The sequence below is a fragment of the Egibacteraceae bacterium genome (assembly GCA_040905805.1).
In the GTDB taxonomy this organism is placed as follows: domain Bacteria; phylum Actinomycetota; class Nitriliruptoria; order Euzebyales; family Egibacteraceae; genus DATLGH01.
Map to the genome: position 1 here is coordinate 40,703 of JBBDQS010000114.1, position 20,607 is coordinate 61,309.

The following is a 20,607-nucleotide window of genomic DNA, read 5'->3' on the forward strand; positions in this document are numbered from 1 at the left end:
ACGGGCACACGCCGCTTGGGGGGATGTCGGCACCTCGAGAGCGGACCTTTAGGGTGAGCAGGCCATTCAGGTCGTGGGGTCGGTGACGGCGCCGAGGAACAGCACCGCCCCCGTCTGCGTGTCCGTGACGGCGAACAGGAACGGGCGATCTGCGCGGAACGTCGGCGGTGCGGAGACCGCCCCCACGCCGCCGGTGACGGCAGCAGCCTCGGTGCCCGACTCGTCGACGACGATGGCTGTGGCGTGGGCCACCGTGTCGAGGGAGGGGTCCACCGGCGACATCGGCGTGAGGTCGGCGGCCCCTGAGAACACCACGCCCATGCCCAGCGCGGCGAGGGGCTCCACCAGGTCCGCGTCGTAGGAGAGGTCCAGGCGGGGCAGGGACACCTGAATCTCGGCCGGCGACAGGGCGGCGGTCAGCGCCGCCCACGCGTCGTCGTCGAGGCCCGCGACCACGTCGGCCAGATCCTCACCCTCGGGTGGCAGGACCACATCCATGGCGAAGCGCTCGGACGCGCCGTAGGGCAGGCGCAGCACCTGGGTCCCATCGACGTCGGCGTACCCGAAGCGCTCGGCGGTCCCACCGTGGTGCATCATCGGCACGGTGACGTCCCCCCCGGCACCGGTGCTGAAGGGCGCGTCGGTGGTCTGGTCGGGATCGAACTGGATCGTCCAGGTGCCCTGGAAGTACAGCGCGTTCAGCAGGGCCAGCACCGCCTGGCCGTTGGGCAGCCCGAGATCCTGGGCGATGCCGTCGATCAGGCCGTGGGTGTGCTCCACGACCCACTCGTCGATGCGGTCGGCGGTGGCTTGGTCGCCGAGGTCGCCCTCTTCGGCGGTCGCGTCGAAGACGGTCCGCACGCGCTCGAGATAGTCGGCCTCCATCGGCGCGTCGATCCACAGCGAGTTGGCGACCTCCAGGGTGACGTCACTGGTCTCGGTGAGTGTGAACAGCAGGCCGGCGTGCGCGGAGCCGACCCCCGGGTCCTCCAGATGCAGCGCGGCGGCCATGTCCTCCGCGGTCTGCCCGTCCGCGCCGGCCAGGACCATGGCGAGCAGCGTGGCGACGCTCACCGGCGAGATCACGACGTTGGGGCCCTGCGCACCGACGAGCTCGTGGAGCAGGTCGAAGCCGAACGCGTTGACGCGGGTGGCGAGGTCGCGGGCGTCGTCCTCGCTCAGGGAAGCGGCGATCGCGGCACGGTCAGCCGTCTGTCCGTCCGCCGGCTGCCCGTCCCCCGGTTGCCCCTCCGGCGGGGCGGCGCCGGGGTCGGTGGCACAGGCCGCCACGAGGCACAGCGTCAGGACGAGGGTCACGGCGCGGCGTCGCATGGATGGCACTCCTTCCTCCTGTTCGACGCCGCCGCCCCGCCACGGGTTCCCGGTTCGGCGCTACAGGTTGCCGCGGCTGTCCTGCTCGCGCTCGATGGCCTCGAACAGCGCCTTGAAGTTGCCGACACCGAAGCCGCGGGAGCCGTGGCGCTCGATGATCTCGAAGAACACCGTCGGACGGTCCTGGACCGGGTGGGTGAACAGCTGCAGCAGGTAGCCCTCGTCGTCGGTGTCCACGAGGATGCCGTGGGCGGCCAGCGCGTCGAGGTCCTCGTCGATGCGCGACCAGTCGAGGCGGTCGCGCAGGTCGTCGTAGTAGGCGTCGGGGACCTGCAGGAACCGCACGCCGCCGGCCTCCAGCGCGGAGACGGTCGCCACCATGTCGTCGGTGGCCAGCGCCATGTGCTGCACGCCGGGACCGCCGTAGGCCTCCAGGTACTCATCGATCTGGGAGCGCTTCCGGCCCGGCGCCGGCTCGTTGATGGGCAGCTTCACGCGGCCGTCACCGTCCCAGAGCACCTTGCTCATGAGCGCGGTGTACTCGGTGGAGATGGCCTCGTCGTCGAAGTGCACCAGCTGGGAGAAGCCGAGGATGCGCTCGTAGAACCGGGCCCACCGGCTCATCGCCCCGAGCTCGACATTGGCCACCACGTGGTCGACGTGGCGCAACCCGATGTCGGCCACGGCACCGGGGTCGTCCAGGGCCGTGTAGCCGGGCAGGAACGCACCGTCGTAGGCGCCCCGCTCCACGAACGAGTGGATGGTCTCGCCGTAGGCGCCGATGGCGGCCACCACCACCTTGCCGGACTCGTCCTCGCGCACCTCTGGGGGCAGGACCGGCACGGCCCCGCGCTCGACCGCCGTGGCGAACGCGACCTCGGCGTCTGCGACCGCGAACGCGATGTCGCGCACACCATCGCCGTGGCGGCCCTGATGCGCCACGACCTCGTGGTCCGGGCGCAGGCCGGCGGTGAGCACGAAGCGGATGTCGCCTTGCGCGAGCACGTAGGAGGCCAGGTCGCGCACACCGGTCTCCGGGCCGGCGTAGGCGATCGGCGTGAACCCGAATGCGGTGCGGTAGTAGTGCGCGGCCTGGTGGGCGTTGCCCACGTAGAACTCGAGGTGGTGGTAGCCCTGCAGCGCCATGAGCTCGGACATGGGAGCTAGCCTCCTGGCATCTCCGGTGGTCGCAGGTCGAACTCCGCGTCGCCGATCTCCAGGATCTTCACCGGGTCGCCGCCCTGCACATGGTCGAGGATGGCCGACACGTCCAGTTCGGTGACCCCCCCGTAGAAGACATTGTCGGGGAACACGGCCACGACCGGACCGACCATGCAGGCCTCCATGCACCCGCCGGCGACCACCTTCACGTCGGTCAGCAGGCGCCGTCCCTGCTCCTCGCGCAGCATGTTGAACACGTGCGCGGCCCCGTTGGCGTTGCAACTCGGGCGTGGGTGCTCGCGGTCGCGCTCGTTGATGCACACGAAGACGAACTTGGTCGGCTTGGGCACTGGCAACTCCTCCGTCCGTGAGTCCCAGCCTACTGCGGGGGTCAGTCCAGGCCGCGCGCCGACACCGCGGGGGCACGCCACCCGAGGATCGCCTCGAGCGTGCGCACCGCGCGCACCGTGGGTTGCGTGTCGTGCACCCGCACGATGCGGGCCCCGAGCGACACGGCGGCCACCGCCGCTGCCAGGGACGCCTCCGCACGCTGGTCCACGGGGACACCGAGGACCTCGCCCAGGAAGTCCTTGTTGGACAGCGCGACCAGGACCGGGTAGCCGAGCGCGCACAGCTCCGGCAGCCGACGCGTCAGCTCCAGCGAGTGCGCGGTGTTCTTCCCGAAGTCGTGGCCCGGGTCGATGACGAGGCGCTCGGCGGGAACGCCCCGTCGACGTGCCTCGGCCACCAGGCCGGCGAGCCGTGCCGCGACCGCCGTGGTGACGTCGGGCAGGTAGGTCGGTCGGAAGGGGCGGGTGCGCGGAGGCCCGCCGGCGTGCATCACGACCAGGGCGGTCAGGGGGCGCGCGGCCACGACGTCGGCGATGTCGGGCTCGGACATCCCGCTGACGTCGTTGACGATGTCCGCGCCGGCGTCGAGGGCGTCCGCGGCCACGGCGGCCCGGAACGTGTCCACCGACAGCGGCACGTCGCTGCGGGCCCGAAACGCCTCGACGAAGGGCAGGACCCGCCGGCGCTCCTCATCGACGTCCACGTCGGTGCCGGGACCGGCCTTCACGCCGCCGATGTCGATGATGTCCGCCCCGGCCGCGACTTGGGCCATGGCGTGGTCGAGTGCGGCGTCGAGCTCCCAGGTGCGCCCCCCGTCGGAGAAGGAGTCGGGGGTGCGGTTCACGATCGCCATGACCGCGACCCGGCGCTGCAGGTCGAAGGTCCGGGTGCGCAGCCGCAGTCGCATCACCGTCCATGGTAGGCATACTGACAGGGCGAAGGGCTGCCGCGGGCCGCCCGAACAGCTGAACCCGGAGAGGTGATGTGCAGTGACGGGCATGGGACTGCCGCCCCCGCCCGGCGGGCAGCCACCGCTGCCGCCCCCGCCGGCCCCGGGCTCGCCGGAGCGCCCGCCACCGACAGGCCCCGGCCCTGCCGCCGGCGGGGCGGCCGGGCCCGGCCCGATCGCGGTGCGCCCGCTGAACCTCGGCGAGATGCTGGACGGGGCGTTCAAGCTGCTTGCGGCCAACTGGCGGGCGATCCTCATCGTGACCGCGATCTTCGTGGTCCCGATGCAGCTGCTGTCCGCCTACCTGCAGCGGGGGGTGCTCGGCGCAGGGCTGCTCGACGTGTTCACCGACCCGACCGCGGTGGACGCCCTGCTGCTGCAGGCAGGCGGGACCGGACAGGACATCGCCGCCCTCCTCTCCTTCGTCAACGGTCTGGTCCTCATCCCGCTGGTCACCGGGACCGTGGCGGCGGTGGTCGCCACCTCCTACCTGGGCGGCACCGCGGACGCGGGGACGGCTTTGGCGTCGGGGCTGCGCCGATGGTGGGCGCTGATCGCGGCATGGGTGCTGCTGATCGTCGGCTGCACGCTGCCGGTCCTGGTGGCCGGTGCGGTGATCGGCGGGGCGGCGGTGGCGGGCCTGCCGGTCCCGCTCGTCGTGGTGCTCGGCATCGTGCTCGTCCTGGGCGGGCTGGCCGCCGCCCTGGCGATCGGGTCGCTGTTCGCCGGGGCGGCCCCGGCGATCGTCGTCGAGCAGCTCGGGGCGATCGCGGGACTGCGCCGCTCCGCCCGCCTGCTGCGCCCGCGGCTGCTGCCCGTCATCGGCATCCTGGTCCTGGCGTCGCTGCTGATCTCGGTGCTGTCGATGGCCCTGGGGGGCATCCCGCAGCTGGCCGGCCTGCTGATCGGCGATCGCTTCGGCTGGGTGCTCGTGGCGGTCGGGGGCGTGCTGGCCGGTCTGATCACCACCCCGCTGCTTGCGATCGTGGTCACCCTGCTGTACTTCGACGGCCGGGTCCGCCAGGAGGCGCTGGACCTGCGGCTCACCGCCGAGGGCCTCTCGGCGCCCGACGCCGGTGGCCTGCCCGCAGGGTGGTCGAGCTGACCGTCGCGCTGCCTGTCCCGGCCGCTGGTGCCGACGCGGTGCGCCGTGTGGTGGCGGAGGTGCTGGCGCGACCCGAGTACGCCGAGGCCACCCCGTCGCTCACCGCGCGCATCCGCGGGTGGGTCGGCGAGCAGCTGGGCCGTCTGCTGGATGCCGTGCTCGGCACGGGCCAGGCGTCGCTCGTCGGGTCGCTGCTCCTGGTTGCCGCGGTGGCGGCCATGGTGGTGCTGGCCGTGCGCTTCGCCCGCTCGGTGCGCCGGGATCCGGGCACAGCCGTGGTCACCGCCGAGGGGGTCGGGCGCGCCCCGGCGGACTGGATCGCCGAGGCGGACGGGCACGAGCGTGCCGGGCGCTACCGCGAGGCCGTGCGGTGCCGCTACCGGGCCCTGGTCGCGTTCCTGGCTGTCGCGGGCGTCGTCGACGAAGCGCCCGGGCGCACGGCGGGGGAGTACCTCGCCGAGACTCGTCGCCGCCGCCCCGAGGTCGGCGAGGAGGTCGCCGCCGTGACCGCCGCGTTCGAGGCCGCCTGGTACGGCCATGCACCGGTGGACCGGGCCATCCTCGACCAGGTGCGTGACCGGGCCGCGGCTGCCCGCACCGCCGTCGCCGGCACCCGCGCCGGCGCCCGCCCCGCGGTCGCCGCCGCACCGGGTGGTGCGCCGTGACCACCGACCGTCGCCGCGCGCTGCGCCGGGGAGTGCCGCTCGCCGTGATCGCCGTGGCCGTGCTGCTCGCCGTGGCGGTGGCGGGAGCCCCCGCCCAGGACGGCCCGCCACTGGACCCCCGCGTGACCGGACCGGTCGGGACCAAGGGACTGGTGGACGTGCTGGCCGCCCTGGACGTCGAGGTGAGGGTCACCGACGAGGTGGAGGCCGACGACGCCATCGCCCTGCTGCTCACCGACGACCTCGACGAGGACGGTGCCGCGTCGTTGCGCCGCTGGGTCCGCGACGGGGGCACGCTCGTGGTCGCCGACCCGGCCAGCACCTTCGCGCCGGAGATCGTGGGCACGACGAGCCTCGGCCCGCTGCAGACGTCCCTGCCCCGGGGATGCGAGGCGGTCGCCCTCCGCGACGTGGACCGTGTGTCCGCGCGGGGCGGGGCGGTCTACGAGTCGGCGGCCGGCGACCTGGCCTGCTTCCCGCGGGCGGGCGGGCACTGGCTGGTCGCGGCGTCCGAGGGAGCGGGGACGGTCGTGGCGATCGGGGGCGCGGGCGCGTTCACCAACCGCGGCTTGGGGGAGGCCGACAACGGCGTGCTCGCTGCGGCGCTGCTGGCCCCCGCGGCCGGCGGGAGCGTGGCCTTCCTGCGTCCGGCCGCACCCGGCGAGGGCGAGGCGAGCCTGGGCGACCTCGTCCCCGACCCCGTGCGGTTCGCCCTGGTGCAGCTGCTCGTCGCGTTCCTCGTGGTGGTGGCGTGGCGGGCCCGCCGGCTGGGCGACCCGGTGCGTGAGCCCCAGCCGGTCCAGGTCGCCGGTTCCGAGCTGGTCGTCGCGGTCGGCAACCTCCTGCAGCAGACGGGCGCCCGGGGGCAGGCAGCCCGCCTGCTGCGCGACGACCTGCGCCGGGACCTCGCCGACCGCCTCGGCCTGCCCGCCGACAGCCCGCCCGATGCGGTGGCCGCCGCCGTGGCCCGCCGCACCGGTCGGCGCCCCGAGGACCTGATCGCTCTGCTGACCGGTGCCGAGCCGGCCGGGGAGGCCGGGCTGGTCGTGCTGGCCGCCGAGCTCGAGCGGGCGCGCCGCGCCGCGCTGGACGAGACCACGCCGACGAAGGAGCCCGCCCGTGTCCGCTGATGCCCCGACGACCGCCGCCCGCGAGGCGATCGTGGCCGTCCGCGACGAGGTCGCCAAGGCGGTCGTCGGCCATGACCGGGCGGTGACCGGCCTGCTCGCCGCGCTGCTGATCCGCGGTCACGTCCTGCTCGAGGGGGTCCCCGGGACCGCCAAGACGCTGCTCGTCAAGGCGCTGGCCGCTGCCCTGCGCCTGGACCAGCGCCGCATCCAGTTCACGCCGGACCTGATGCCCTCCGACGTGCTCGGCCAGCTGATCTACTCGCCGGGCGACGCCAGCGGGGGCACGGAGGGCGCATTCCGCTTCCGGCGCGGGCCGGTGTTCACCAACCTGCTGCTCGCCGACGAGATCAACCGCACGCCCCCCAAGACCCAGGCGGCGCTGCTGGAAGCCATGGAGGAGCACCAGGTGTCCCTGGAGGGTCAGGCGCATCCGCTGCCCGAGCCGTTCGCGGTCATCGCGACCCAGAACCCCGTCGAGTACGAGGGCACCTACCCCCTGCCCGAGGCACAGGTTGACCGGTTCGTCTTCAAGCTGCTGGTCGGCTACCCCACCGCCGACCACGAGCGGATGGTGCTCGCCCGCCACCACGCCGGCATGGACCCCCATGACATCGCCTCGCTCGGTATCCACGCGGTCGCCGGTCCGGAGGACCTCGTCGCCGCGCGACAGGCGGTCGGGGGGGTGCGCGTCGAGGATGCCGTGCAGGCCTACATCGTGGCGATCGCCCGGGCGACCCGGGAGTCGCCCTCGTTGGCGCTCGGGGTCAGCCCGCGGGGGTCCGTGATGCTGTTGCACGCCGCCAAGGCGTGGGCGTGGTTGGCCGGCAAGGCGTACGTGACCCCCGACGAGGTCAAGGCGGTCGTGCCGCCGACGTTGCGCCACCGTGTCCGGCTGCGGCCCGAGGTCGAGCTCGAGGGGGTCACCGCCGACGGCGTCCTCGACGGGCTCCTCGCCGCGGTGCCCGTCCCGCGGTGACCGGCTGGCTGCCCGTCCCGACCTGGCGCCTGGCTGCGCTGGCAGCCGTCCTGGCCGTGGTGGTGGCGATCGCGCCGTTCGGCGCACGGACGTCGCTGCTGGCGGTCAACGTGGCGTTGGTCGCGGCGGCGGCCGTCGACTGGGCGCGGGCACCGCGTCCCGCGCGCCTGGAGGTCGGCCGCGACCTGCCGGGGGTGGTCGCCCTGGACGGTGCGGTCGACGTCCGGTGGTCGGTGGCCAACCCCACCGGGCGCCCGGTGCGGGTCCGGTTGGCCGACCAGCTCGCCCCGTCGCTGCGAGCGGAGGCCCGCACCGCCCGCCTGACGGTGCCGGCGCGGGGCCGTGGGCAGGAGGCGACCCGGCTGCACCCGTCGCGGCGCGGACGGTTCACCCCCACCACCCTGACCGTCCGGGTGGAAGGCCCGTGGGGGCTCGTGGCCCGCCAGGCCGACCGCCACGTGCCCGGGGAGCTGCGCGTGTACCCGCCGTTTCGTTCCCGCGAGGAGGCGGAGCTGCGCATCACCCGGGCACGCATCCTCGATGTCGGTCTGCGGTCGGCGGCTGGGCGCGGGGGCGGAACCGAGTTCGACCAGCTGCGCGAGTACACGATCGATGACGAGTTCGGTCGCATCGACTGGGCCGCCACCGCCCGGGTCGGCAAGCCGATCGTCCGGTCCTACCGCGCCGAGCGCAACCAGACGGTGCTGTGCCTGCTCGACACGGGGCGGGTCATGGCCGGCCGGGTGCGGGTGCCGGAGTCCGCGCAGCGGGACCCGGGGGGTGGGCCGGATGCCGGGATCCCGCGCCTGGAGCATGCGATGGACGCCGTGATGATGCTCACCGCGGTCTCCACGCGGCTGGGCGACCGTGCGGGGCTGGTGGCGTTCGCCGACACGGTGCGCAGCGTCGTCGCCCCCGGGCAGCGCCGCGACCAGCTCGGTCGGGTCACGGCCGCGATGTACGACCTGGACCCGCGGCTGGCGGAGAGCGACTACCGGGGAGCCTTCGCCGAGACGCTGGCGCGGTTTCGCCGTCGGGCGCTGCTGGTGGTGCTCACCGAGCTGGCCGAGCAGGCCGTGGCCGAGACGCTCCTGCCCGCGCTGCCGTTGATCGTGCGCGACCACGTGGTGCTGGTCGCCGCGGTCCGCGACCCCGACGTCGACCGGTGGGCGCATGCCACACCGGCGGGTGCCGGCGCCGCCTACCGCAAGGCGGCTGCGGTGCAGTCCCTCGATGCCCGGCGACGCACGGTCGCACGTCTGCGCGGACTGGGCGCGGTGGTCGTGGACGCCACGCCGGGCCGCCTTGCGCCCGAGCTGGCCGACGCGTACCTGCACGTGAAGGCCACCGCGCGGCTCTAGGCACCTGTCCGGAGGGACGGGAAAGCGCCCGGACCGGACAGTGTCGGGTGGGGGGCGGGGGGGGTTACCGTCATGGTGGCCCCGCCTGCCCGGCGGGGGCTCCGTCGATGAAGGAAGCCCGCCGTGTCGTCGTTCAGACCGGTCAACACGCTGCGCCGCAGCCTGTTCATCCGCCCCGCCGTGTTCGTCGTGGGCGGCGTGGCGCTGTGCGTGGTCACGCTGGCCATCGACGCCAGCGCCGTGGGCGCGCTCATCCCGAGCGTCCTGCACTTCTCGGCGGAGACGGCCCGCACGCTGCTCGGCACGATGGCGGGGGCGATGCTCACGCTGGCCGGCATCACGTTCTGGGTGCGCGCCGCCTCGGTGCAGCTCGCCGCTGGGCAGTTCTCCAACCGGGTCGTGCACGGCTTCCTGGAGGACTGGTTCCAGCAGTCGATCATGGGCCTGCTGCTCGGGATCTTCGCCTACATCATCGGGGTGTTCCGCGTCATCCCGGCGGCGAGCAGCCTGGCCGACACCCCGCAGCTGTCGGTCAACCTCGCGCTCGGGCTCGCGGGCGGCTCGGTGCTGGTGATCCTTCACGCCATCCGCAACGCCGTGCAGTCCATGCAGGTCGACCAGCTCGCCCGCCGCATCACCGACGAGACCGTGGAGCGCATCGCCCTCCTGCCCCCGCTGGCCGAGGCGATGCCGGTGCGGGACCTCCCGCCGCCGCCCCCGCCGCTGCGGCGCGGCACGGTCATCCGGGCGACCGCCAGCGGGTGGGTCCACCGCCTCGACGAGACCGGGCTGCTCGCCCGCCTGCCCGGCCACGTCACGGTGCGCCTGGAGGTCCGGGCCGGCCTGTTCGTGCTCCGCGGCCGTCCCGTCTGCACCGTGTGGGGCGCCGACCTCGATGCGGCGACCGTCGCGGGGGTGCGCTCCCAGATCCGGCTCGGCCGCAACCGGCCGGAGAGCGGCGACATCGAGTCGGGCATCCAGCAGCTGGTCGACCTCGTGGTCGGCTCCCTGTCCAACGGCCTGTCCGACACCACGGGAGCCCACGAGGTCCTGGCCCACGTGGAGATGGTCCTGGCTGAGCTGTCCTGCCGCCAGCTGGCATCCCAGGGCTACACCGACGAGCGGGGCCGCCTGGTGCTGCGCGCCCGGGAGTTCACCTGGAGCGACTACGTGCGCACCGCGTTCGACCGCCTGCGACGCGCGACAGGGTCCTTCCCCGAGGTGACCGTGGCGATGGTCACCCTGCTCGGCACGCTCGCCCGCGACCTCGAGGCGGCCGGTCACCCCGACCGTGCCGCGCCCGTGTGGCGGCAGATGCGGATGGCGGTGGAGGCCTCGGAGGCGGGCAACCTGTTCGCCGACGACCTCGAGTCGATCCGCGAGGCCGCCGAGCGCCAGCGCACGGCCAGCTACGAGGAGACCGCCGCCGGGACTGCCGCGAGCGACGAGGCGCTTCCAGCCCCCGTGGAGGCGGGCACCGACGCGGTGCGTCCGCCCCCGGCTCCGCTCGACTACGCGGAGGCCGCCCACGCCGGCTCGTCGGCTTCCCCGAGCGCGCCGGTCAACCCCCTCGACGCGGCCGAACTGCCGCGTGTGACCACGTAGGCGAGGAAGCCCACCTCGGCAGTGACGCCGATCCCGACCCGGGCCCAGGTGGGCAGGGCGGAACCGGTGACGAACCCCTCGATCAGCCCGGCGACCACGAAGACGCCCGTCAGGCCGATCACGATCACCACCGCCCGTCGGCCCTCGGCCACCAGGGCCTCGCCGCGGGGACGGTCGCCCGGGTCGATCAGCGTCCACCCGAGCCGCAGGCCGGCGGCTCCCGCCACGAACACCGCCGTCACCTCGAGCAGGCCGTGCGGCAGGATGAGGCCCCAGAACCGCGGCATCTCCCCGGCTGCGGCGAACAGCCCGGCGGCCAGGCCCAGGTTCGCGCCGTTGAAGACCAGCACGAAGGCGGTCGGCACGCAGGCGAGGATGCCGCCGGCGAAGGCGATGATGCCCACCCGGATGTTGTTGGTCGTGACCTCCGAGGCGAACTGGGCCGAGGCGCTGGACGAGTAGTAGGCCTCGAAGTCCTCTTCGACGTACGCCTCCCGTACGGCCTCGGGGCCGCTGGCCTCAAGCGCCGCCGGCGACCCGCCGAGCCACAGCGCCACTGCGACCGCAGGGGCCAGGAACAGCAGCGTGGCGACGCCGACGAAGGCGCGGGCGTGCCAGAGTGCGGCCGGGAAGGTGTCCGCCACGAACCGGCCGGCGGCGCGCGCGGTGCGCGGACGGGTACCGTAGATCAGGGCACCGGCCTGGGCGACCAGCCCGGTCAGGCGGGCGGTCAGCGCCGGCTCCCGGTACGTCGTCCGTGCCACCGACAGGTGCGTGGAAACCTGCTGATAGAGCCGCACGAGCTCGTCGAGCTCCTCGACGGACAGCCTCCCGACCCGCCGTGACGCACGCCGGGTGAGCGCGCCGAGGCGGTCCCACGCCGGCTGGTGGGTCGAGATGAAGCGGTCGATGTCCACGGACAGGAGAGTGTAGGCAGTGAGCGGTGTCGTGACCCCGGAGGCCGTCCACCTCGAGTTCGAGGCGGCCGGCGTCGGATCACGCGCGATCGCCCTCGCCCTGGACCTGCTGCTGCAGGCGGTGGCGGTCGTCTTGCTGTTCGTGAGCCTCGGCCTGGTGGCGGAGGGGACCGGGGCGGGCGTGCCCGAGTGGGTGGGAATCACGGTGACGCTGCTGCTGGTGTTCGCCGTCATGTTCGGCTACCCGGTCGCCATGGAGACCCTCTGGCGCGGCCGGACGCTCGGCAAGGCGGCGATGGGACTGCGTGTGGTGACCCGCGAGGGTGCCCCGGTGCAGTTCCGGCACGCCGCCATCCGTGCCGCGCTGGGCCTCATCGACTTCTACCTGGCGTTCGGCGGGGTGGCGGTCGTCACCGCGCTGGTGACCCGGGAGCACCAGCGGCTCGGCGACCTTGTGGCGGGCACTCTGGTCCTGCGCGAGCGCACGGGTGCGCGGGCCCCGACCGCCGTGCGGTTCGCGGTCCCCGTCGGCGCGGAGCCCTACGCCTCCACGATCGACCCGGCCGGGTTGACGACCGACGACTACGCAGCCGTGCGCGGCTACCTGTTGCGTGCCGGTGAGCTCGCGCCGGCCGTGCGGGCGGACCTCGCGCGACGGATCGCCCGCCCGATCGCCGCCCGCCTGCGCCACCAGCCACCCGAGGGCGTGTCCCCGGAGCTGTTCCTGGTCTGCGTCGCGGCCCGCTACCAGGCGCGCGGTGGCATCGGCGCACGGACGACGTCGGGGGCGACCGCAGCGACGACGGCGGCGCCGATCCCGCCGCCGGCGTCCACACCATCCCCGCCCGGAGAGGGGTTCGCCCCCCCGGGATGACGGGCGCCCGGGAGCTACGATGACGCCCGCCGACCCCGTGATGGGACGTGATGGGCATGACGCGTCTGCTCGCCGAGGACCTCCTGCTGCTGTGCTGGAACGACGAGAAGGGTGGGCTTCACCAGCGGTGCTCGACGACGGTGGGACCGGGGATCGGTGGCGCCCTGGTCATCGACGCGGTGCTCGCGGGGGCCCTGGTCATCGCCGACGACCGGGTGCAGGTGACCGGCACCGACCCCGGCGACCTGATGCTCACCGAGGTGGTGGCTGCGGCTGGCCGGCGACGGCCGCCGGGTGTGACGAGGCTCGTGCAGGAGGTGGGCACACCGAGCCGGTACAAGGCGATCCGTGACCGCCTGGTCGAGCAGGGAGTGCTCCGCGCCGACCGACGTCGTGTGCTCGGACTCGTCCCCTCCACCCGTTTTCCGCCCGCCGACCCTGCCAAGACCGAGGTGGTGCGGGAGCGGGTGCGCGAGCTGCTCACCGGGCGGGCGGACCCCGCGGACGCCGAGCCGCGGACGGTGATGCTGGCCAGCCTGGCCGTCCCGACCGGCGCCATCGACGTGCTGGTGGCCCGTGGGGAGCGGACGCGGGCACGCCGACGGGCCGAGGCCTTCAGCAATCCCCATGCCGCCCTTGGCATCGGTCAGGCGGTCCAGGAGGCGCAGATCACGGCGATGGCCGCCGTGGCAGCGGCCGTGACCGCGGGCACGGCCACGTCGACTGCGGGTGCGCCCCAGCAGCCCGACTGGACCACGGCACCGGTTCGCGACCCACGACGCGACGCGGGCGCGGGGGACGGTCACGCGGAGGAGTCGGTCGCGCACGCGCCGACTGCTCACGAGCAGGAGCCGGCGACGGACGTGCCCGTGCGCACCGTGCGGGTCGAGGAGGCGCCGGCCGAGGACCTGCCGCCCGACCCCGTGCAGGTCGACGAGCCGGTCGCGGACGTGCCGGCGCGCCCCGCACCCGTCGGGCAGCCGGTCGCGGACGTGCCGGCGCGCCCCGCACCGGTGGGGAAGGTCGGTGCCGCGGCAGTGGACGAGGCGGGTGCTCGGCGACGGGCGCAGCCCCCACCGGAGGGCGATGTGGGCGTCGCCGGCCGCGTGGGCGTGGGCATCGGGGTCGGCGCCGCCCTGCTCATCGGGATCGGCGTCGTCCGCCGGCGGCTGGCACCCCGCGCGCGCAAGCGCCCGCCAGACGACTGACGCCGTCCTCATGGCCGGGTCCGCGTGACCGCGTCAGCCCGAACCAGTGGAGGGACCATGACAAGCCCCGGCAACGAGCGACAGACCGTCGTCGCGTTCCCCATGCCGCTGACGCCCCGGGCGTCGCGCATCCTTGCGCAGGCGGCCGAGCAGGCGCGCGTCCACGGTGCGGACAGCTTCATCGGGGTGGAGCACATGGTGATGGCGGTCCTGGCCGATCCGAACAGCGTCCCGACCCAGGTGCTGGCAGGCCTCGGCATGGCCGACGAGCGCGGACCTCGACGGCCGTTCGGCGCGATTCCGGGAGCCCCGGAGCTCGTGCGGTTGGCCACGCGGCTGGGTCTTGGTTACCGGCCGGTAGATGGGGTTGCGGGGACATATCTGTCCGTCCCACCCCATCTACCGCCGGGTAACCTGCGTGCAGCGCTGAGGCCGAGCAGGGCGCTAGCGCTGCGAACCCACGAGAAGTCGCTTCGCACGGGCGAGCACCTCGTCGAGCATCGCCTCGGTGAGCCGGCCGGTGAAGGTGTTCTGCTGGCTCACGTGGTAGCAGCCGAGCAGCGTCACGCGACCGATCACCACCTCCGCCCCGTGGCCGAACCGCGGCTTGGGGCGCACCGGACCGAGCAGGCGCAGAGCGGCGTCCCAGGCATAGCCGCCGAGGGCGAGTACGACCCGGGCTGGCAGGAGCGCGAGTTCCGCGGCGAGGTAGGGCAGGCAGCGGTCGCGCTCGCCGGGCAGGGGCCGGTTGGCCGGCGGGGCGCATTTCACGGGCGCGCTGACCCAGCAGTCGGTCAGGGCCAGCCCGTCGCCGCGGTGGTGGGCGGTCGGCTGGTTGGCCAGTCCGGCCCGGTGCAGCGCCGCGTAGAGGAAGTCGCCCGACCGGTCGCCGGTGAAGATCCGGCCGGTGCGGTTGGCGCCGTGGGCTGCGGGGGCCAGACCGACGACGACCAGGCGCGCCGCAGGATCGCCGAAGCCGGGAACGGGGCGACCCCAGTACTGCTCGCCGGCGTAGGCGGCGCGCTTCTCGTGGGCGACGGTCTCCCGCCAGGCGACCAGTCGCGGGCACGCGCGGCAGTCGATGACGTCGCGCTCGACTGCGGCGAGATCGCTCCACGTCATGACGGGCACCGTAGCGGGCACCGTGCGCCTGGGTATGGTCGGCCCCGATGCATGTCGTCGTGCTCGCCGACACCCATATCCGGCGCGGCTCCTCGCGCCGGCTGCCGGAGCGAGCGGTCGCGGCACTGGAAGATGCCGACGTCGTGCTGCACGCCGGCGACATCATGGTTGGCGACGTCCTCGACGACCTCGGCCGCTACGCCCCCGTGTACGCCGTGCTGGGCAACAACGACCAGGAGCTCGAGGGCGCGCTCCCCGAGGCGCTCGACCTCGACCTCGGTGGGCTGCGGGTGGGGATGATCCACGACAGCGGCGCTCGGCGCGGGCGTCCCGCGCGCCTGCGCCGCCGCTTCCCGGATGCCGACCTCGTCGTGTTCGGGCACAGCCACGATCCCGTCAACGAGCCCGGCGTCGACGGTCAGTGGCTGCTCAACCCGGGGTCGCCGACCGAGCGGCGGCGCCAGCCACATCACACCATCGCCGTGTTCGACGTGGATCAGGGCCGGCTCGTCGCCCCCGAGATCATCGCGGTGTCGTGACCCAGGCCGTCGAGGCAGAGCGTCTCAGTCGGCGAACTCGAACTGCAGTCCCTCGACGCAGGCCTCGTACTTGGCGGTCAGCTCGTCGGTGTCCTCCGCGCCGATGAAGATGTTGGCCAACCGGTAGCTGTATGCGTCCTGGTCGTGCATCTCGGATAGCCGCACGCCCTCGCGGGGCTCGAGGTCGATCACCGTGCCCGGGATCTGCTCCTGCAGCGCGGCGATCTCCTCGTCTGTTGGACTGCGGGTCACGAGCCCGTCCTCGAAGCGACGCAGGAACCACTTCGCCGAGCAGTTGTGCGGCCCCTTGCCCTCCAGCACCGGCGGCGGCCAGCCGAGGGCGAGGTTGACCATGAAGGCGTGGTTGGGGATGCCGTCGACCGCCTCGAACAGCAGGGCGTGCGACTGGGAATGGCGCGTGTTGACCTCGAGCAGGCGCACCAGGTCGGTGTCCTCGTTCCAGAAGAACTCGATGTTGAAGGTCGACCGGTCCACGCCGACCTGCCGGATGATGCGCCGCGACATGTCCGCCATGCACGCCCGCACGCGCTCGGGCAGGCGGGAGGGGTACTCGTAGCGCAGGAAGGTCGAGGAGTCGGGGTAGCGCAGCGAGTCCACCACACCGTAGATGTCGATCTGGCCGTGCAGGCTGTAGCCCTCGACCGTCGCCATGTGGCCGGTCAGGGTCTCCTCGGCCAGGCACGAGGTGGGCGGGGCGCTGCCGACCACAGGGGGCAGCTCGACCTGGGACAGCAACCAGCCGAACGGCTCGCCGACCCGGGCGACGCCTTCGCGGATCTGGGCGAGCGCCCGGGTGAACACGCCTGTGTCGGTGACTTTGAACGCCAGCTCCGAGGAGAAGGCCTTGATCGGCTTCAGCCAGAAGGGGAAGTCGAGGGTCAGGCGGTCGAGCGCGTGCTCGTCCCAGGGATCGACCACCTGGAAGGTGACGTTGTCGTCGAGGACCTTGGCCTGCTCGACGCGGCTCCAGAACTTGTGCTCGCACTTCAGCCGGCTCTCCAGCGACGTGGTGGGCAGGCCGAACCGCTCGCACAGGATCGGCAGCATGCAGCTCACCGGGAAGTCCCAGTAGCCCACGATCGCATCGATGTCGCCGTCGAAGGCCTCGAGCTCGCGGGTGGCCTTTTGGATCAGGTCGGGCACGGGGATCTCGTCGCGGTGCTGCAGCTCGTCGATCGACAGCAGCGGGTGGTAGGTCAGCTCGTCGGCTCTGGGCACGCGCTGCAGGCTCGTGAGATTGCGATCGTCGAGTCCGAGCACGAAAACGTTGTAGGCCATAGGCGGCCTCCCTTCTGCTTCCAGTCCTAGCCGGGGAGGTCCCGGCTCAAACGGATTGTCGTACGGCCAGCCGTCGGCGCACGGGGTCGCGGGGACACCGACATGGCCTAGTCCTTCGGGGGTGAGTCCCAGTCGGTGACGTCGTGTCCGGCTTCACGCGACAGGATGTCGAGCGCGGCGACGGCACCCGCGCCCGCGGAGATGATCGCCTGGCTGCGGTTCGGCCGGGCGATGCGCCCGACCGCGTAGCAGCGGTCCACGCTCGTGCGCTGCTCGCGGTCCACGACCACGCCGGCGCCGGCGACCTCGGCGCCGAGCTGTTGGGCAAGGCGTCCCATCGGCTTGCCGCCCGCGAGGACGAGGTAGTCCGCGCGCTCGGAGGCGCCACCGGCGGTGGTGACCACGAAACCCGCGTCCTCGCGCGAGGCCGCCGTGACCTCGTCGTCGCGGACATCGCCACCCTGCTCGCTGACCTGCCGGCGGGCGACCGCCTGCAGCTCGGTCCCGCCGGTGTCGGGTGCCCCGAGGTAGTTGTGCAGCTGCGCGTAGTGCATGGCCGTTGCGTCCTGGCCGTACACCACCGCGTCCAGCCCGTTCTTCGCCAGGAAGAGCGCGGCGGACAGGCCCCCCGGGCCGTCGCCGACCACGATCACCCGCGTCGCGTCGGCGCTCACGTCAGGAACTCCAGGATCGCCGCGGCGATCACGTCGGGCTGCTCGAGGGCGGCCCAGTGCGCTGCCGCCGGGATGACCCGCACGCGCGAGACCGGGATGTCGCGGTGCAGCTCCTCGGTCATGCGCAGCGGGGTGGACCGGTCGTGGTCGCCGACGAGCAGCAGGGTCGGCTGGCCGATGCTCTCGCGCTTGGTGGACGGCGCCTTCGCCAGCGCCCGGCACGACTTCGCGTAGCTGTTCGGGTCGTTGCGCAGGAACAGCTCGCGCAGCAGGCCGGTGAGCTGGGGCAGCTTGGCGTGGGTGCGGGGGGCCAGGGCGCCGGGCAGCCAGTCGTCGACGAGGGCGTCCATGCCATCGGCCTCGACCATCTCGGCACGTTTGGCGTAGACCTCCTTGGCCGGTGGCTCGAAGTAGGAGATGCCACCGAGCAGGACGAGGTTGTCCACCACCTCGGGCTTGCTGATCGCCAGATGCTGGGCGACGAGGGTGCCCATGGAGTGGGCCACCAGCGTCACCGCGGGCAGCTCCAGGGCTCCGATCAGGGCCTCGACGTCGCCCGCCCAGGTCTTGATGGAGTAGGCGCCCTTGGTGTGCTCGCTGCGGCCGTGGCCCCGCAGGTCGAGCGCGACGACGTGGTGGTGCAGGGCCAGGTTGTCGATCACCCCCTGCCAGGCGTGCAGCGTGCCGCCCAGGCCGTGCACGAGCACCACCGGGGGGCCTTCGCCCCGGCTGATGTAGTGGTGCTTGACGCCGTTCAGCTCGATGAACATGCCGGCTCCGCGGTCGGGTCAGAGAGGTCGGGTCATACTACGGGCCATCGGACGACCGCGACGAAAGGCGGCCCGCGTGGCCCGCATTGAAGCGACGACCCATATCGAGGCCGAGCCCCAGCACGTCTGGGACGTCCTGGTCGACTGGGAGGGACAGGCACGCTGGATGCGTGACGCCCACAGCGTGACGGTGGTCTCCCCGCACCGCGAAGGTGTCGACGTGACGTTGCGCTGCCGCACCGACATCGTCGGAGGCCTGCGGGGCGCGCACCGGCCCGGCGGATCGTTGCTCATGGTCACCGACGACATGGTGGTCACCGAGTGGGAGGAGCCCCGCATCATCGGCATCCGCCACCTCGGCCGGGTGATCCGGGGGGTGGGCGCGTTCGAGCTGGCGCCCACCGCCGACGGCACCCACTTCACCTGGTGGGAGGAGATCGACGTTCCGCTGGGCGCGCTCGGCGAAGCGGTGACGACCGTCGGCGTGGTGCCGGTGGCGCGCCGGGTGTTCCGCGCGAGCCTGGCGGGGCTCAAGCGCGTGTGCGAGTCGACCAGCGTGCGTCCGTAGGGTGGCCGTGCAACGGATCAGCTCCGGCTCCCCCTGGGAGTCGGTCATCGGCTTCAGCCGCGCTGTGCGCGTCGGTGACCGGGTCCTGGTCTCGGGTACCGGGCCGGTGTGGCCCGACGGGACATGCGATCCCGACCCCGCGGTGCAGGCGCGCCGTTGCCTCGAGATCATCGCCGCGGCGTTGCACGAGGCGGACGCGGACGCGTCGCAGGTCGTGCGCACGCGGATGTACCTCGTCGAGGCCGGCGACGTCGACGTGGTGGGCCGCGCCCACGCCGCGGCGTTCGGCGACGTCCGACCGGCCACCACGATCGTGGTCGTGACCGGCCTGGCCGATCCGCGCTGGCGGGTGGAGATCGAGGCCGAGGCCTACCACTGCTGATCGCCTCGCCAGGCGACGCGGCGCCGATCGAGGAGCTCCGCCAGCACGTCGGGGCGGTCGCTCATGATCCCGTCGACCCCGAGGTCGAGCAGCCACGCCATCTGGTCGGGGTCGTCGATGGTCCACACGTGCACGGCCAGACCACCGGCCTGCGCGTCGGCGACGAACGCCGGGGTGACGACCTCGACGTCGCGGTAGGTGACGGGCACCTGGAACGCCACGGGCGGGCGCGTGCCGGGTGCCACGACCGGCAGGTCGCGGGCGCCCCAGAACGCGGCGGTCTCGTCGGCGCTGGTGGCGGTCGGCACGGTGGGGGCCACGCGCCGGAAGTCGCGGAGGACGGTGTCGTCGAACGCGGCGACGATCACGTCGTCGTCCCGCCCGTGCTCGGCGAGCAGCTCGGCGACGGCTCCGGCCAGCGACGGCCGGTCCGGCGGGCCCTCCTTGAGCTCCATGGTGAGGGGGGCGCCGGGGAACTCGGCGAGCACGGCGCGCAGGCTCGGCACGCGCAGGTCGTCGGCGCGGGTGCCGCGCAACGGGTAGGGGCCGTCGGGAGCGCGCTCCTCTGCCCCGTGGCCCTGCACGAAGCGGAACGCCGCGTCGAGCCGTGTCAGCTCGGCCAGTGTGTGGGCGGCGACCGGCCCCGATCCGTCGGTGGTCCGATCGACGGTCGCATCGTGGCAGACGACGACCTCACCGTCGGCGGTGGCCCGCAGGTCCATCTCCAGTCCCGCCGCGCCGGCGGCGACCGCCCCGCGGAAAGCCCGCAGCGTGTTCTCGGGCCACAGCCGGGCGCTGCCCCGGTGGCCGAAGGCCAGCACCCGTCGGTGCAGCCAGGCATTGTCGACGAGCATGCGGTCGAGGGTACGCGCCACACCCCGGGGGTGCGGTGTCGAGCGCACCGTGGCGGTGCGCCAGACGCCACACCGACCCTCAGGCGAGCAGCGGTCGGACCTCGTTGCGGAAGAACGGCAGGAAACCGGCCTCCTCCAGCATCTCCAGGCGGACGGCGGTCGGCGGCCAGCGGTCACCGAGGATGTGCTCGTTCAGGGTTCTCGCCGCTGCCCACGCCCAGGAAGAAGCGGCCCTGCAGCAGCACCGCCGACGTGGCCGCGGCCTGGGCGATGATCGCCGGGTGGATGCGCACGGTGGGGCAGACCACGCCGGTGACGGCCCGCAACCGCTCGGTGGCCTGCGCGATCTCGCCGATCACCGACCACACGAACGGGCTGTGGCCCCTGCGCGTCGACCCAGGGGTGGTAGTGGTCGCTGATCATGGCGCTGGTGAAGCCGGCCTCCTCGGCCAGCGCGGCGTGGCGGACCAACTCCCGCGGTCCGTGGTCCTCGCTGGACAGGATGTAGCCGACCTCGACCATCTTCGGGTGCTCCTTCGCCGCGGTGCGGGCGGCAGGCTTGCCCGTGGGCGCCGCGGGGAAACCCGGTGTGGTGTGCGCGGCTGGCGTCCCCGCGCTGGAGTGGGTCGTCTCGCCGGGCCGCATGCCGGGGCGTTCCGCCGGGCCACGCGCCCACTGTGGAGTGGGTCGTCTCGCCTGGCCACATGCCCGGGCGTTCCGCCGGGCCACGCGCCCACTGTGGAGTGGGTCGTCTCGCCTGGCCAC

At 73.5% G+C, this 20,607-nt stretch carries 21 protein-coding genes and 1 pseudogene; 11 read left to right on the forward strand and 11 right to left on the reverse strand.

Features of this window, described 5'->3' with window-relative positions; all coding sequences use genetic code 11:
* Positions 1-66: 66 nt before the first annotated feature.
* From WD250_12920 to folP, 4 genes are read right to left on the reverse strand one after another with little or no spacing between them, the layout of a single operon-like run.
* Positions 67-1,332, reverse strand: coding sequence for a serpin family protein (locus WD250_12920; protein MEX2621108.1), 1,266 nt, complete (start codon positions 1,330-1,332; stop codon positions 67-69).
* A gap of 60 nt (positions 1,333-1,392) precedes the next feature.
* Positions 1,393-2,490 carry a 4-hydroxyphenylpyruvate dioxygenase gene (hppD, locus tag WD250_12925; GenBank protein MEX2621109.1) on the reverse strand — a complete coding sequence of 366 codons (1,098 nt, stop codon included), beginning with the start codon at positions 2,488-2,490 and terminating at the stop codon, positions 1,393-1,395.
* A 5-nt stretch (positions 2,491-2,495) separates the two neighbouring features.
* Entirely contained in the window at positions 2,496-2,843 is a 348-nt protein-coding gene (locus WD250_12930; GenBank protein ID MEX2621110.1) for a (2Fe-2S) ferredoxin domain-containing protein, read from the reverse strand.
* Between the two features lie 41 nt (positions 2,844-2,884).
* The gene (gene folP / locus WD250_12935) at positions 2,885-3,751 is read right to left on the reverse strand and encodes a dihydropteroate synthase (protein MEX2621111.1); all 867 of its coding nucleotides are present in this window, start codon (positions 3,749-3,751) and stop codon (positions 2,885-2,887) included.
* A gap of 82 nt (positions 3,752-3,833) precedes the next feature.
* Between folP and WD250_12940 the strand changes: the two genes are divergently transcribed.
* The 6 genes from WD250_12940 to WD250_12965 all read left to right on the forward strand — a co-directional run bounded on the left by WD250_12940 (position 3,834) and on the right by WD250_12965 (position 10,635).
* Positions 3,834-4,898 carry a hypothetical protein gene (locus tag WD250_12940; GenBank protein ID MEX2621112.1) on the forward strand — a complete coding sequence of 355 codons (1,065 nt, stop codon included), beginning with the start codon at positions 3,834-3,836 and terminating at the stop codon, positions 4,896-4,898.
* Positions 4,886-5,563, forward strand: coding sequence for a DUF4129 domain-containing protein (locus WD250_12945; GenBank protein ID MEX2621113.1), 678 nt, complete (start codon positions 4,886-4,888; stop codon positions 5,561-5,563). The genes WD250_12940 and WD250_12945 overlap by 13 nt, the downstream gene beginning before the upstream one ends.
* Complete coding sequence (locus tag WD250_12950) at positions 5,560-6,693, forward strand: DUF4350 domain-containing protein (protein ID MEX2621114.1); 1,134 nt, start codon at positions 5,560-5,562, stop codon at positions 6,691-6,693. Before WD250_12945 ends, WD250_12950 begins: the two co-directional genes overlap by 4 nt.
* Positions 6,683-7,669 carry a MoxR family ATPase gene (locus tag WD250_12955; protein MEX2621115.1) on the forward strand — a complete coding sequence of 329 codons (987 nt, stop codon included), beginning with the start codon at positions 6,683-6,685 and terminating at the stop codon, positions 7,667-7,669. Before WD250_12950 ends, WD250_12955 begins: the two co-directional genes overlap by 11 nt.
* Entirely contained in the window at positions 7,666-9,030 is a 1,365-nt protein-coding gene (locus WD250_12960; GenBank protein MEX2621116.1) for a DUF58 domain-containing protein, read from the forward strand. The genes WD250_12955 and WD250_12960 overlap by 4 nt, the downstream gene beginning before the upstream one ends.
* A gap of 123 nt (positions 9,031-9,153) precedes the next feature.
* Positions 9,154-10,635 carry a DUF2254 domain-containing protein gene (locus tag WD250_12965; protein ID MEX2621117.1) on the forward strand — a complete coding sequence of 494 codons (1,482 nt, stop codon included), beginning with the start codon at positions 9,154-9,156 and terminating at the stop codon, positions 10,633-10,635.
* Here the strand turns inward: WD250_12965 and WD250_12970 are convergent.
* Complete coding sequence (locus WD250_12970) at positions 10,542-11,552, reverse strand: stage II sporulation protein M (protein MEX2621118.1); 1,011 nt, start codon at positions 11,550-11,552, stop codon at positions 10,542-10,544. The two genes, WD250_12965 and WD250_12970, sit on opposite strands and share 94 nt — an antisense overlap.
* Before the next feature lie 19 nt (positions 11,553-11,571).
* Between WD250_12970 and WD250_12975 the strand changes: the two genes are divergently transcribed.
* Both WD250_12975 and WD250_12980 read left to right on the forward strand, forming a co-directional pair.
* Positions 11,572-12,426 (forward strand): RDD family protein, encoded by an 855-nt coding sequence (locus tag WD250_12975; protein ID MEX2621119.1) that lies wholly within the window; start codon positions 11,572-11,574, stop codon positions 12,424-12,426.
* Between the two features lie 56 nt (positions 12,427-12,482).
* The gene (locus WD250_12980; GenBank protein MEX2621120.1) at positions 12,483-13,634 is read left to right on the forward strand and encodes a GPP34 family phosphoprotein; all 1,152 of its coding nucleotides are present in this window, start codon (positions 12,483-12,485) and stop codon (positions 13,632-13,634) included.
* Between the two features lie 444 nt (positions 13,635-14,078).
* Here the strand turns inward: WD250_12980 and WD250_12985 are convergent, their stop codons facing one another.
* The gene (locus WD250_12985) at positions 14,079-14,756 is read right to left on the reverse strand and encodes a uracil-DNA glycosylase (GenBank protein ID MEX2621121.1); all 678 of its coding nucleotides are present in this window, start codon (positions 14,754-14,756) and stop codon (positions 14,079-14,081) included.
* A 47-nt stretch (positions 14,757-14,803) separates the two neighbouring features.
* On the opposite strand from WD250_12985, the gene WD250_12990 reads away from it, so the two are divergent.
* The gene (locus WD250_12990; GenBank protein ID MEX2621122.1) at positions 14,804-15,295 is read left to right on the forward strand and encodes a metallophosphoesterase family protein; all 492 of its coding nucleotides are present in this window, start codon (positions 14,804-14,806) and stop codon (positions 15,293-15,295) included.
* 24 nt (positions 15,296-15,319) lie between these two features.
* Here WD250_12990 and WD250_12995 read toward each other — a convergent pair whose 3' ends face one another.
* From WD250_12995 to WD250_13005, 3 genes are all read right to left on the reverse strand, one after another.
* Positions 15,320-16,594 carry a hypothetical protein gene (locus WD250_12995; protein ID MEX2621123.1) on the reverse strand — a complete coding sequence of 425 codons (1,275 nt, stop codon included), beginning with the start codon at positions 16,592-16,594 and terminating at the stop codon, positions 15,320-15,322.
* A gap of 107 nt (positions 16,595-16,701) precedes the next feature.
* Positions 16,702-17,268, reverse strand: coding sequence for an FAD-dependent oxidoreductase (locus WD250_13000; GenBank protein MEX2621124.1), 567 nt, complete (start codon positions 17,266-17,268; stop codon positions 16,702-16,704).
* Positions 17,265-18,038 carry an alpha/beta fold hydrolase gene (locus WD250_13005; GenBank protein ID MEX2621125.1) on the reverse strand — a complete coding sequence of 258 codons (774 nt, stop codon included), beginning with the start codon at positions 18,036-18,038 and terminating at the stop codon, positions 17,265-17,267. The genes WD250_13000 and WD250_13005 overlap by 4 nt, the downstream gene beginning before the upstream one ends.
* A gap of 76 nt (positions 18,039-18,114) precedes the next feature.
* Here WD250_13005 and WD250_13010 point away from each other — a divergent pair, with 76 nt between their 5' ends.
* Positions 18,115-18,606 carry an SRPBCC family protein gene (locus tag WD250_13010; GenBank protein ID MEX2621126.1) on the forward strand — a complete coding sequence of 164 codons (492 nt, stop codon included), beginning with the start codon at positions 18,115-18,117 and terminating at the stop codon, positions 18,604-18,606.
* 7 nt (positions 18,607-18,613) lie between these two features.
* A complete protein-coding gene (locus WD250_13015; GenBank protein ID MEX2621127.1) occupies positions 18,614-18,988 on the forward strand; it encodes a RidA family protein in 375 nt (124 codons plus the stop codon).
* Here the strand turns inward: WD250_13015 and WD250_13020 are convergent.
* Positions 18,976-19,842 carry a glycerophosphodiester phosphodiesterase gene (locus tag WD250_13020; protein ID MEX2621128.1) on the reverse strand — a complete coding sequence of 289 codons (867 nt, stop codon included), beginning with the start codon at positions 19,840-19,842 and terminating at the stop codon, positions 18,976-18,978. The genes WD250_13015 and WD250_13020 overlap by 13 nt on opposite strands.
* 173 nt (positions 19,843-20,015) lie before the next feature.
* Positions 20,016-20,213 (reverse strand): annotated as a pseudogene (locus WD250_13025) (LLM class flavin-dependent oxidoreductase).
* Between the last annotated feature and the right edge of the window lie 394 nt (positions 20,214-20,607).

Excerpts from the sequence above, each read along its gene's own strand:
- WD250_12980 (MEX2621120.1), top strand. The coding sequence starts at position 12,483 with ATGACGCGTCTGCTCGCCGAGGACCTCCTGCTGCTGTGCTGGAACGAC.
- hppD (MEX2621109.1), bottom strand. The coding sequence starts at position 2,490 with ATGTCCGAGCTCATGGCGCTGCAGGGCTACCACCACCTCGAGTTCTAC.
- WD250_12920 (MEX2621108.1), bottom strand. The coding sequence starts at position 1,332 with ATGCGACGCCGCGCCGTGACCCTCGTCCTGACGCTGTGCCTCGTGGCG.
- WD250_12990 (MEX2621122.1), top strand. The coding sequence starts at position 14,804 with ATGCATGTCGTCGTGCTCGCCGACACCCATATCCGGCGCGGCTCCTCG.
- WD250_12995 (MEX2621123.1), bottom strand. The coding sequence starts at position 16,594 with ATGGCCTACAACGTTTTCGTGCTCGGACTCGACGATCGCAATCTCACG.
- WD250_13020 (MEX2621128.1), bottom strand. The coding sequence starts at position 19,842 with ATGCTCGTCGACAATGCCTGGCTGCACCGACGGGTGCTGGCCTTCGGC.
- WD250_13005 (MEX2621125.1), bottom strand. The coding sequence starts at position 18,038 with ATGTTCATCGAGCTGAACGGCGTCAAGCACCACTACATCAGCCGGGGC.
- folP (MEX2621111.1), bottom strand. The coding sequence starts at position 3,751 with ATGCGACTGCGGCTGCGCACCCGGACCTTCGACCTGCAGCGCCGGGTC.
- WD250_12985 (MEX2621121.1), bottom strand. The coding sequence starts at position 14,756 with ATGACGTGGAGCGATCTCGCCGCAGTCGAGCGCGACGTCATCGACTGC.